Here is an 11,356-nt window from a genome sequence, read left to right as displayed (position 1 = left end):
CGGAAGATCAAAATGCGTAAGTTTAAATCAATCTGGAAGACCACTTCAACAAAAGCTAGAGTTGTACGCACGATTGCTTGTCTGCTCATATTAAGACTCCTCTGTGCGATCCCGACTCCGGGAGTGAACGGGGATTTCTTCTCGTATATCCTGGAAACAAATGGATCCCTTATGTTTTTGGATGCCCTGACCGGCGGCGGCTTATCCACGTTATCCGTGGTGGCGCTTTCTATCACCCCGTACATCACGGCATCCATCGTGATCCAGCTTCTGGCTGTCATTTTCCCGAAGATTAAAGAGATGCAGAAAGGCATGGAAGCTGACAAGAAAAAAATAGGTCGGATCACCATCTTGACCGGCACTGCGCTCGCATTGTTCCAGGGCCTTGCCATGTCAGCCGCATTTGGACAGATGGGCATGTTGATCGAATACAAATGGTATTGGATCCTCTGCGTGGCAGGGATCTGGACGATCGGCTCCACTTTACTTTCCATCGCAGGCAAGTTTATGACAGACAAGAGCAGATACTTTATTGGGAATGGCGTATCCCTCATTCTGGTCACGAATATCCTGTCATCCTATCCGATCGATATCATGAAAATCGTGTCACGTATCAGGATGGAAGACAAGACCTGGGTGATCATCCTCGCATCCATATTCGGGATCGTGGCAGTCATCCTGGTTTTCCTCTTTACGACCTTTATGCAGGATTGCGAGAAAGACCTGACTGTGATCTATTCCGGAAAAATCGAAGCAAACGGTTCCCAGGCCCACCACAGTCAAATCCCGATCAAGCTTTGCCCCGGCGGAGTCGTGCCCATCATTTTCGCCTCAACGATCCTGACGATCCCCGCGCTGGCAGCTGAAGCACTCACGCATTGGGAATGGCTCCAGGTCTTTGTCAGCTCCAGCTGGTTTGACAGACAGCATCCATTCTACTCGCTTGGTGTCATATTATATATCTTGTTGATATTTGGATTTTCTTATTATTATACTGATATGGTATTTAATGCAGATGAAGTGGCGGCCAATATCAAAAAAGCGGGAGGTAATATTGCGGGGATCAGGGCCGGCGCTCCTACGGCTGCGTATATCCGCCGGCAGATCCGCTTTATGATCGCATTTGGGGCCACAGCATTGTCGATCCTGGCAGTCGTCCCCCTTGTTGTCTCTGGTGTGGCAGGATTATCCAATCTGGCATTCCTGGGCACATCGGTCGTGATCACGGTCGGCGTGCTTTTGGATACCAGAAAAGCGGTAAAGGTTCAGTCTATCCCGAATACATATAAAAAGAAAGGAGGCCTTTTCCATGCGTAGACTCAAACGAATATCGTCCGAATGGAGGTCCATCTCAAAACCAAGTTTTAAAAAGACTGCAAAGGATACAGGTTTTGTGATCGTCGTGGCAGCATTGTTTTCTATCATCCTCTATGGGATAGATACGGGGATGGCTGATCTTGTCCATATGGTCCTCTGATATTCTGGCGGGCAATAATGTCCGCCAGATTTCATACTATTTACTAATAAGAAAGGAGGCGTATTTTTTGAAGAGGATTCTTTTGTTATTTTTGGTCCTTTTGACCGTTTTTTTCACAGCATGGGGCGTCAAGGCTCGTACTCCGATCAATCGCCCGTCTAGCCTGGCGGAAGAACAGGAGGTGCCTTGGTACGAGCTGAGGTATTCGGCCCCACAGGCGGACGAAGAGTGGTATCTGGATCCGGAGATCCCTCTCAACTACATCCCAGTCCCGGGAGAGGATGAGCTTTACATGGTCGTGGATGACTCCGGGAAGATCACCGGGTACAGAAAGCGTACTCTGCAGGCGGACGGATCCTGGCTCTGGCAGGACGTAAACCCGGATATTCCAGAGAACTACGAGAAGGTCGATGGGCTTGAAAATGTCTATAAGGTAACAAATGAGGATGGTTCTGTATCTTATTACCTCTACGTCCGTAACGAGGATGACACTTATTGTTTTGTTTCTGTTGACGAGAACGGTGTACCACTGGATGACGGGACTTCAGCAGACTCGATAGAAGAGAATTACATCCATGAAAACGGCAATGTATACGCTGTTTACAACGATGATAATGTCCGGATGGGGTTCCGGGAACGGGTCAAACAGTCTGACGGGAGTTATATCTGGAAGGTATGCGAGGCCCCGGCGGAAACCTCTTCAGGAATCACCGAGGGATGGGGCAGTACGGCAGAGAAAGAAACAGGCGGCGGTAACAAAGTCCTAGTGGGCAATGGAAACTCCGACCGACAGGATAATGGGGATGGGACCTATACCGTAACCGAAACATCTACGAATACTGTCACGGAAGGCGGATACACGATCACCTATCAGACTACTGTGAAAAGTACCTACGATCGGAATGGAAATCTGCTCTCCACGAAGAAGGACGGCCCTTATGAGATCAGCAGAGTCGCGGCAGGCGGCTCCACATCCGCACCGAACAAGAACAAGATCGCATCCACCTTGGACGGCGAATTGTCCCGGGTAAGCGCTTCTGTCACATTCGATGCAGCGAAAGCAAACGAAGTTCTGTCAAAACTGAATGCGGAAAGACGATCACAGGGACTTCCGGCCCTGTCAATGGACACGGGTTGCGAAGCATACAAGCTTGCCTGCATCCGGGCGGCCGACATGGCGATCTATGACCATGCGTCTTCCTCATCGCCGATGTACGGATCATTAAATGAACTGGTTTCACGTTATGGATGCCACACTTCACACGCGTCAGAGAACATATGGAAAGCATCCACAAAATCAGCCTCCGATATCCATACCAGGTTCCAGGCGAATGAAGACAGCAGGAAGGTACGAATGTCATCCGGCTATAGCGAAGTTGGCATCGCTATCGTAGAGAGGAATAACCAAACGTATATCGCCGAAATCTATCTCAAATAGCATCCAAGAAAAAGAGGAGCCACCCAATTGGCTCCTCTCTTCACATTATTATATCGCCAGAAAATTTAAAAAGTTAAAACGATCTGTTGCGGCTCATTAGCGGAAGCATTGTCCTCATCCGGCTCATAAACAGACTCATCAAAATCCATGTCATCTAATTCCTTATAGAACTCAGACACAAATTTATTCGGCCTGATAATGATGCGGGTCCGATCAACGGTCTTTTCACGTTTCTTCTCAGTAGAATATCCAACCAGGGCTTTTAGCTGCGGGCGCTGCTTCAGCGCTCGCAGGCTCCCCGCGATCCGGTTTCCCACGTCATGCGTGGATATACCCATCAATGCCCCTATTTTACTGAAGCTTAACGCTTCACAGTCCACGCCGTAATGGAGGATCAGCATTTCGCGATCTTTTGCGTCTAACTGCATAAGGGCCCTATATAAGATTTCCTTTTTCTCCTTTTCGAGCATTTCATCCTCCGGAGACTTCGCCTTCATCGCAACTTCGTTGTCTTCCATGGTGTCGAATGATTTTTCGTTGGTAGCATTGATCCGTTTCAGTGCTTCCTCAACCTGCTGGATCGTAAGCCCGGAAAGGAGAGCGATATTTGCAAGGCTTGGCTCCTTCTGGGCCAGTTCCAGGTTCTTAAGTGCAGATTTTACTTTGTTCATGTTCTGCGAAAAATAAGCGCTGGACTTGTTCGACACGCGGTTGCAGTATTCACTCAGTGCGTGGATCACAGGGTACGTAAAATACGTTGTGTTTGTAGACTTTTCTGGATCATAGTTGCCCATCGTCTCCAGTATGGCGACCACTCCTTCCTGAAACATGTCACTGTAATGTTCGGCCATGAATTCACAAAAATGCCTCTTGATAAGCATCCCGATGAACCCTTCATTTTCTTTGATCATCTCATCGATCGCCCATCTGCGGTCTCCATGATGATAAGCCTCCATGATCCTCGTCATTTTTTCTTTGTTCTCGTAATTCTTAACTCCTTTTGTCTTGTTCTCCTTTTTCGCCATTTCCATGCTCCTTCCCTGATAAAATGCTGCCGAGTTGCTCGGCTTCCCGATATGTTACATATCCATCCATTTTAGCCGTAACAAGAAGGAGCCTGCGGTCACAACCTTTCATCGCCTCGATATATTCCAAGATCGTAGCTGCGATAGCAGGGTTTTTGATGGTATAGCGTGTGCGAAGACGCCAGACCGTATAGATTTCCACGGCACTGTCATCCGTCGCTGGATCCACATGGTAAAGAAGCTCCCTGACTATACTTCGATAAAGATCATCGATTGTTGTTCCCATATTCTCCCTCCATTATGCTTTTCATCCGCAAGCCGGCTTTAATAACGTCGGTCAGCGCAGATTTCTCTAAATGGATATCCTTTGAAACAATAGCCTGTTCCATTCCGGTATATCAGGTGATTCGCAGGATTTTTAAGATGAGAAAAGTGTAACATGACAACGAACATATGTCCAATTTCGTAGTTTTTTACACTATCTTTTTCTGTCACACCGTAACTCAAAAACCGCGTAATTCCGGCGTTTCATGACCCTGTTAGAATTGTCAGAATTCCGGTCAAATAATCTATCGTTTCCAGGATAGTAATAGTATGAAATTTTATCAGCGTTTTAAGCGAATAGATATGTTATTTCGCTAAATTAAATACTCGATACCTTCTCGCATACTATTATTAGTTCGGAAATGGAGGGACATCAAATTGATAAATATAATAAACGGTTACTGTATACGTGGAACAACTGATCTCCAGCTTGTGGAGATGGAATTAAACAAGACCCGTAAGAAGCTCAAAGAAATATCGGACAGGCAATACCATCTGCTTTTGGGTGAAGAGGCAGCCTTCCTGTATGACTGCGTAGCCTTAAACTATATTAATCAAAAAGAAGGAGAACGCATATTGGATGCCGCTATCGGAAATGTAAAAGCTCGCATCCAGCGGGCTATGGATAGCGGGACAGCGAATAAATATAATCTTGGCGTATTCGTCCATATCATGACCTTTGAAAACGACACATATCTGAAACTGATATGTCCGAATGAACACTTGCTCAAGGCTTTTGGACATCTTGCTCCGTATTCCTTGAGCGAGTCAGAATGCAATGATCAGCATAATAAAAAGAACATCCTATGGCAGAAGCTTCATGCTCTGTATGCCTCCTACACACCAATCGCACTCAACATGACTTACCTACCGGAACCGGACACAGATAAGCTAGTCTTCCCTTCCAAAAGCGAACGGATTGATAAAATGGCAAGGCATTCCCTTTTAAACCGTTATCTGTCCGTATTAGCAGGTAGCAGTCAGATCCCGCCGTTCAGGCTTCATGAATGCTTGGACCAGGCATATGAGATGCTGATGACAGAAGAGGGCAAAGCGGAACTGAAAGAAAGGAAGGATAAGCTTGAGCGGATCATAACCTCTGAGCTGAATAAAGACTTGTTTTGATGCATATTGTGCAAAAACATAAAGTTTCCGCCCTCCCTTACATTCTATTCAAAAAGGAAGGAGGAAATCCATGCGATTACATAAAAATGAGGAAGATATGGTGATCAATGGTTATGTGGAGCAAGAGACAGTAGGCAGATATCCGTTTGCGATAAAACGAGTCTTTGAAATTCCATACTACTTCTATGAAGGGGACATTTATTTCCGTTTGTGGGACATCGCAACACTCATTGATATCAGGCATTCAAACCGTATTGTTGAGCTGATCAAACGGAATGTCAAGAAAAAGGATCTACTTTCAGGAGCAGCGACTAAATCTTTCCGTGATGAGTCCGATACGGAAAACACCACCTTCATAGCAGGGTTCACGATCCTGCATATCCTTAAGTCTCAAAAGAAATGGGAAAACGAAGTTATCGTGGGGGAAATAAAAAGAGAAATCAGTCAATTATGCAAAAGGAGAACCAGACATGACTAGAAATGGAACATGGACACCCACCATCCAGCTTAATATTTTTAACTGCAAAAACACCTCATGTGACCATAATGGCGTTGAGATCATCATTACACACAGCAGATCTATAGAACCTGCCGAGGTGCCCGTAACCACATGGTATGACCGTATGCTGCATGATCTACTTCATGCTTAACGAATGGAGATGAGGATATGGTAGACAGATGTGTATGTTGCGGCACTATAATCCCTGAGGGGAGTATGGTATGCCAAATATGTAAAGAAGATAGAGGTAAGGATCCTGTACAAGACAAACCCACCCAGAAAATCGCGAGAAATCCATCTAAAAAGTGGACGATTTTTGGGAAACGGATGTCTCGATCCTGTTATCTATCCGGTTAAAAAGGCCTTTATCTGGCCTTTTTTATTTATCCTCCGGTTCTCCACACTATCCCTAAAGACATGAACAGAAGAGCAGGAGATAAAGTGAATAGGAGGATAGCAATGAAAAATGATAAGATTCTAAAAAACGACTTTCTGGATGATAATTTCCAGATTACAAGGAACAGGGAGCCCGGCCTTCGCTCCTTGATACAGGAGGTAACAGATCGGACTATTTTTGAGGAGATTGCCCCCTCAAGGCTGGAGGTATATTCTCTTTTAGACAAATCTCTCGGCAATGGCTTTGAGATCATCAAGATCATACCAGACTTTGCAAACATCTGGATGCTTACACCTCAGAATATGGAGCAGGTCTATTTTAAGCCCGGCAACCATAATATAGGTCGTATTTCAAAGAACAAATTCCGTAAGATGGGCATGACAGAGACACAGATCACCGAGATTGAAAAAGCGGGCTACTTTTTCCAGTACACAAAAGATAACGGAAAAAAGACGATCATCATCCCTTACAAAGGATTGTTGTCTGAGCTGTGTAGAAAATTAGGAGTCGGGAAGCTCGTGGATGGAATTTGCCCGCTCCGGGATATCTTCCTGGCATCACTCATGAAAAACGCCGACAATTTTATCCTGGTCCAAAGGAAGGGATCATCTTATACAAAAGCTTTCACCTGCTTCAGCAGCAATACAGAGCATACGGACCAGTCCGTGATCTTTGATCTCAAGGATAAACTGGCTGAATTTGGGCTGATTACGATCCGGCATTTCAAACTAACACACGCCAAGACTACGATTGATTATGCTTTCAATGATATGAGCACAAGGATACTGAACACCAAAATAACACCCGGTGTAAGATTATGTCTCTCCGATATCGGGGATTCTTCATTTACTTTGCAAAACACCTTGTATGTCAACGGCGGAGCTGCCTTATTTACAGAAGCAGTTGCAAAGAGAAACCGCAGTATTGTTAATGTGGAAGAAATCATCAAAAAGTATAAAAAAGAAGTATACCCAAAGCTTTCCGAGCAGATGAAATTTCTTACAGGCCTATGTGAAAAGCATGTCAGTGACCTGGACAGCAAAATCGAACGTCTGATGAAAATCACAGGAATGAAACAGGTCATGGGTCGCAATAATTATCGCCACTTCTCTGATAATTTGATGCCGGAAATCCCGAACAAAGGAACAGCTGTTGAGGCCGCAATCTGGATTTTGAAACTGCCGGGACTCACCAGACCTCATTATAAGGATTATATAAATGAACAAATTTCCGTCTGTGCAGGCAAAATATTTAGCAAAGAAGGGAAAAGAGTCTTCTAGTTCTTCTATTCATGTTAGGGCAGGTCACACCTGTCCTTCTTTTTGTGCAAAAAACGCATTCGCTCCGACCAACTTCCAATCTATCTTAAAGAGAACATAAGGAGGAAAACTTGTATGTATCGAGCAAGAAGCGACAGAAACCGGAATGCCTGCATCAAACTCTTTGAAGAAATGGCAGGAATACCGTTTTATATCATAGACACCGAAACTACGGGTCTGGATCCCCTAAGGGATCATATCATCGAATTTGCAGCTATCAAATGCCAGATCAGCGATGGCACAGCAAAAGAGGTAGAGCGGATCGACATCTTCATCCGTCCACCGTTCGATATGGATGAGAAAGTCGTGGCGATCCATGGGATCACGAATGAGTCGCTTAAGGACCAGCCCGAAGAAAACGAAGTGATCGGACTGATCCAGCGTTTCATCGGGGAGAGACCAATACTGATCGGACACAATGTAGAATTTGATATAAAAATGCTCCTAGGCATGTTCTGGAGATGCAGGATCCCGCTTTCGCCTGCTGCCGGACTTGACACACTTGAATTCGCTAGAGATCTCCTCACCCAAAAAGAGGTGGATGACTATAAGCTCGGCACGCTAGTAAAACTGTTTGGACTGGATGCAGGGCTTAAGTTCCATCGGGCCATTGATGATGTCGTGGCAACCATGAGGCTTCTGAACTGTCTTTACATGGAATATAAAAAGAGGCCCGGGAAGGGCACGGTTGAAAAGATCCACGTAAACTACATGTGGTTTTGGAGCGGATTTAATAAAAATCAGATAGGTATTTATTTAGACACATCGGTTGGAAGGATCTATTACAGCACCGTGAACAAGTGTTGGATGTCATCCACGGTCAACCTGGGGGAAGTAGACATAGATGAAATGGAACGGTATATCCTCTATCAGACGGGGATCACAAATATGAGGGAATTCGGACGGCTTACAGAGAAAAAATTTGAAGAAATGAAAAAGAGAAGAAAAGCGCAGGGCTACCGCATATGATCTTCTTCCTCCTGTTTTCCCTGACCGTGGCATCCATCCTGGACATCAAGGGCCGCCCTATCCCTCTATGGATCAGCATCCCGCCGCTCTTAGCCGAGTTAAGTTTCCTGATCCTTGCTCGAAGCTGGCAATTTTTGCTCTATCGGCTCGGGGGCATGACCATCCTTTTTCTTTTGTTGCTTGCCTGTGCCATGATCGGGCATTTGGGCGGCGCAGATGTTATATATGGAGCCTCTTTCGGGTTATACCTTGGTCTATCGGGATTTTATGCCGTACTTGCAGCGCTGCTTTTCAGCCTTCCTTATACGGCATATATGAAGTACCGCAGAAATGAAAAGCCCTACCCATTCCTGCCTTATATGCTTGCCGGGCTTTTAGTCACACTATCCGTGAATACATTTTTATAATCTGCAGAAAGGGGTGACCACAATAATGCTGGTAAACTCATGGAAAAACGTCACACTCATATGTGGAAATCACGGGAATGACCACACACACGATATGCAGCTTAAAGAAGGGCCACATTCTTTATTCTATGCGTGCCCCGAATATAAGTCCATTTTTGGCACCGATCATTCCGGGAAGTCTTGCAACAACCGACTCACCCTTGTTGATTTTGAAAAAATGCTCGGTTTCCTGGAGGAAAAGGGTTTAGGAGATGGTTTTTGTGAAACGGACCTGACTGGTTTTCATTGGAAGAAAAATGGTGTCGAGTATACCGTTTTAGAACATAAAAATGGACATTTTACCGTTAAAATGCTCAACCGTAAAGCAATCAATAAATAATTTTGTTTAGCCATATCAATATCAGAACATAATACTATTAGCCGCAAAAAGGATGGTGACTTTTATGACAGGTGACAAAAAGGTATTGCTACTATTATTAAACAACGAATTATATCAAAGTGGGATCATAAGTGAAGAACAATATAAAAAAGTATTGATGGAAATAAATAGAACCTGTAAAAATCCAATTGCAAAATCAAAACAGGCAGGGCTATAATATTATTGCTTATAGCCTTACTTACATTATAGGAGGATAGATATGGATGTATTTAAGGCTCGCCAGGAACTTAGGACCTGCAATTTAAAGGATCTTACACTTCGGGTCGTATATTATGACAGAGTAAGCCTTGACAAGGAAGCGCAGAAGTCATCCCTGGTAAATCAGGATTATTACAATCAGAATTTCATCAAAGCAAACTCCAAGTGGCGACTCATAGGACGATATGTGGATGATGCCTACTCCGGATTAAGTGCTGAAAAGCGTCCAGGCTTTTCTGAAATGATCGCCGATGCAAAAAAGGGGAAATTCGATCTGATCATCACAAAGGAAGTATCAAGATTCGCACGAAACACGCTGGATAGCATTGCTTATTCAAGGAAACTATTAGAGTATGGTGTTGGGATCATGTTCACTAATAACAATCTATGTACTTTGACAGAGGATAGCGAATTTTTACTCACACTGATGTCAGGGCAGGCCCAAGAAGAGTCCAGAAGGATTTCCAACAGAGTAAAATTCGGCCAAGCACAGTCTATTAAACGCGGCCATGTTTTGGGAACGGATAACATGTATGGATACACAAAAAAAGATTGTATCCTCACAATCGAGCCAAAAGGTGCCAAAATGGTCTACTACATTTTTTCTGAATATGCCACTGGCACTACAAGCACAAATAGGCTTGCGGAGGATCTATACAATAAAGGGTATCGTAACCGATACGGTAAAAAAATAAATAGCCGTACAATCTCCAATATAATCCGTAATCCGAAATATAAAGGATACTTCTGCGGCGGAAAGGTTACGATTGAAGACATGTTTTCAAAAAAGCAGAGATTTATACCAGAAGACGAATGGACCATGTTTAAAGATGAAACCGGCTCGATCGTCCCTGCCATCGTTCCAGAAGAAATGTGGGACACTGCTAACAGGATCATGGAAAAAAGAGTAGCTAAACTTTTTTCTGGCGACAGAAAGACTTCTTATAAAAAAGATAACTTTTTTACTGGAAAAATCATCTGTGCGAATTGTGGACAGACATACTGGATGCGTGCCAGAGGAAAAGGGGAAAATCGGAACGACCTGACGTGGGAGTGCTGTACAAGGAAACGCCAAGGAAAGGATGCATGCGACTCATTTGGCATAAAACAGTCAGAGCTCCTAGAAATCATTACAAACATCATTCAAATACATTTAGGAAATTATAATGATGTAGTTGAGGATTATCTGGATTTGTTAAAATCCGCATTAGGCCATTCGAAAGAATTAAAAAAAGAGGAGAGTATAAAAAAGGCAATAGCAGATATCGAGACGAAACGGGGCAAACTACTGGATCATAGTTTATCAGGACGCATTTCTGACGAGGACTTTTTAAAGAAAGACCAGGAGCTAAAAAGTGTGAAAATGGAACTTGAAGCAGAACTTTCTCCCAAAAGATTGACCGCTGAAGAACAGTACCGGGGTATTGCCACAAAAATCCATCAACATGTGAATGAAATCAAATCCGTTCAACCTAACAACATCGATCAAAAGGTGATAGACACTCTTTTCGACCGAATATATGCAAAAAAAATAGATGAAGGGAAAATGCATTTAACATTCATAATGAATATAGGTGCAGATATAGAGGAGGTCTACAATCGCAATAAATTGAAAAAAGGCCCCTCTGATGAACGACCAAAGAGTATGTGTCGTTCAGATACTATTGTAAAAAAGATGATCGAACAGCAGGAGAGACAGATGGCCGGAAAATAGGCTGAAAACCGCCCTAGAATGCGCA

Annotated in this window: 13 protein-coding genes; 11 read left to right on the top strand and 2 right to left on the bottom strand. The window is 44.1% G+C overall.

Annotated features, from left to right (window positions below):
* The first annotated feature begins 12 nt into the window (after positions 1-12).
* The 3 genes from secY to Q5911_RS06395 all read left to right on the top strand — a co-directional run bounded on the left by secY (position 13) and on the right by Q5911_RS06395 (position 2,915).
* The gene (secY, locus tag Q5911_RS06405) at positions 13-1,317 is read left to right on the top strand and encodes a preprotein translocase subunit SecY (protein ID WP_303181795.1); all 1,305 of its coding nucleotides are present in this window, start codon (positions 13-15) and stop codon (positions 1,315-1,317) included.
* Positions 1,310-1,477, top strand: a complete 168-nt coding sequence (gene secE / locus Q5911_RS06400; protein ID WP_303181794.1) for a preprotein translocase subunit SecE — start codon at positions 1,310-1,312, stop codon at positions 1,475-1,477. Before secY ends, secE begins: the two co-directional genes overlap by 8 nt.
* 67 nt (positions 1,478-1,544) lie before the next feature.
* The gene (locus Q5911_RS06395) at positions 1,545-2,915 is read left to right on the top strand and encodes a CAP domain-containing protein (RefSeq protein ID WP_303181792.1); all 1,371 of its coding nucleotides are present in this window, start codon (positions 1,545-1,547) and stop codon (positions 2,913-2,915) included.
* A gap of 65 nt (positions 2,916-2,980) precedes the next feature.
* Here the strand turns inward: Q5911_RS06395 and Q5911_RS06390 are convergent, their stop codons facing one another.
* Together Q5911_RS06390 and Q5911_RS06385 are read right to left on the bottom strand one after the other, a co-directional pair.
* Positions 2,981-3,940, bottom strand: a complete 960-nt coding sequence (locus Q5911_RS06390; protein ID WP_303181791.1) for a sigma-70 family RNA polymerase sigma factor — start codon at positions 3,938-3,940, stop codon at positions 2,981-2,983.
* Positions 3,906-4,226 (bottom strand): hypothetical protein, encoded by a 321-nt coding sequence (locus Q5911_RS06385; RefSeq protein ID WP_303181790.1) that lies wholly within the window; start codon positions 4,224-4,226, stop codon positions 3,906-3,908. The genes Q5911_RS06390 and Q5911_RS06385 overlap by 35 nt, the downstream gene beginning before the upstream one ends.
* 416 nt (positions 4,227-4,642) lie before the next feature.
* Here Q5911_RS06385 and Q5911_RS06380 point away from each other — a divergent pair, with 416 nt between their 5' ends.
* The 8 genes from Q5911_RS06380 (at position 4,643) to Q5911_RS06345 (ending at position 11,331) form a co-directional block, all read left to right on the top strand.
* Positions 4,643-5,389, top strand: coding sequence for a hypothetical protein (locus tag Q5911_RS06380; protein ID WP_303181788.1), 747 nt, complete (start codon positions 4,643-4,645; stop codon positions 5,387-5,389).
* 70 nt (positions 5,390-5,459) lie between these two features.
* Entirely contained in the window at positions 5,460-5,867 is a 408-nt protein-coding gene (locus Q5911_RS06375) for a hypothetical protein (RefSeq protein ID WP_303181787.1), read from the top strand.
* A 462-nt stretch (positions 5,868-6,329) separates the two neighbouring features.
* Positions 6,330-7,565, top strand: a complete 1,236-nt coding sequence (locus tag Q5911_RS06370; RefSeq protein WP_303181785.1) for a hypothetical protein — start codon at positions 6,330-6,332, stop codon at positions 7,563-7,565.
* Positions 7,566-7,679: 114 nt separating this feature from the next.
* Positions 7,680-8,573, top strand: a complete 894-nt coding sequence (locus Q5911_RS06365; RefSeq protein WP_303181784.1) for a 3'-5' exonuclease — start codon at positions 7,680-7,682, stop codon at positions 8,571-8,573.
* Positions 8,570-8,980, top strand: a complete 411-nt coding sequence (locus tag Q5911_RS06360) for a prepilin peptidase (RefSeq protein WP_303181783.1) — start codon at positions 8,570-8,572, stop codon at positions 8,978-8,980. The genes Q5911_RS06365 and Q5911_RS06360 overlap by 4 nt, the downstream gene beginning before the upstream one ends.
* A gap of 25 nt (positions 8,981-9,005) precedes the next feature.
* Positions 9,006-9,359 carry a hypothetical protein gene (locus Q5911_RS06355; RefSeq protein ID WP_303181781.1) on the top strand — a complete coding sequence of 118 codons (354 nt, stop codon included), beginning with the start codon at positions 9,006-9,008 and terminating at the stop codon, positions 9,357-9,359.
* 64 nt (positions 9,360-9,423) lie between these two features.
* On the top strand, positions 9,424-9,576 hold the full coding sequence (locus Q5911_RS06350) for a hypothetical protein (protein ID WP_303181780.1): 153 nt from the start codon (positions 9,424-9,426) through the stop codon (positions 9,574-9,576).
* A gap of 42 nt (positions 9,577-9,618) precedes the next feature.
* Positions 9,619-11,331, top strand: a complete 1,713-nt coding sequence (locus tag Q5911_RS06345; RefSeq protein ID WP_303181779.1) for a recombinase family protein — start codon at positions 9,619-9,621, stop codon at positions 11,329-11,331.
* The last annotated feature ends 25 nt before the right edge of the window (positions 11,332-11,356 follow it).

The organism is Lachnoclostridium phocaeense, from assembly GCF_959599685.1.
GTDB lineage: Bacteria > Bacillota > Clostridia > Lachnospirales > Lachnospiraceae > Claveliimonas > Claveliimonas monacensis.
This window is presented reverse-complemented; position numbering and strand designations above follow the sequence as displayed.

Coding starts and splice junctions, on each gene's coding strand:
- secY (WP_303181795.1), top strand. CDS start 13: ATGCGTAAGTTTAAATCAATCTGGAAGACCACTTCAACAAAAGCTAGA.
- secE (WP_303181794.1), top strand. CDS start 1,310: ATGCGTAGACTCAAACGAATATCGTCCGAATGGAGGTCCATCTCAAAA.
- Q5911_RS06390 (WP_303181791.1), bottom strand. CDS start 3,940: ATGGCGAAAAAGGAGAACAAGACAAAAGGAGTTAAGAATTACGAGAAC.
- Q5911_RS06385 (WP_303181790.1), bottom strand. CDS start 4,226: ATGGGAACAACAATCGATGATCTTTATCGAAGTATAGTCAGGGAGCTT.
- Q5911_RS06375 (WP_303181787.1), top strand. CDS start 5,460: ATGCGATTACATAAAAATGAGGAAGATATGGTGATCAATGGTTATGTG.
- Q5911_RS06365 (WP_303181784.1), top strand. CDS start 7,680: ATGTATCGAGCAAGAAGCGACAGAAACCGGAATGCCTGCATCAAACTC.
- Q5911_RS06360 (WP_303181783.1), top strand. CDS start 8,570: ATGATCTTCTTCCTCCTGTTTTCCCTGACCGTGGCATCCATCCTGGAC.
- Q5911_RS06355 (WP_303181781.1), top strand. CDS start 9,006: ATGCTGGTAAACTCATGGAAAAACGTCACACTCATATGTGGAAATCAC.
- Q5911_RS06350 (WP_303181780.1), top strand. CDS start 9,424: ATGACAGGTGACAAAAAGGTATTGCTACTATTATTAAACAACGAATTA.
- Q5911_RS06345 (WP_303181779.1), top strand. CDS start 9,619: ATGGATGTATTTAAGGCTCGCCAGGAACTTAGGACCTGCAATTTAAAG.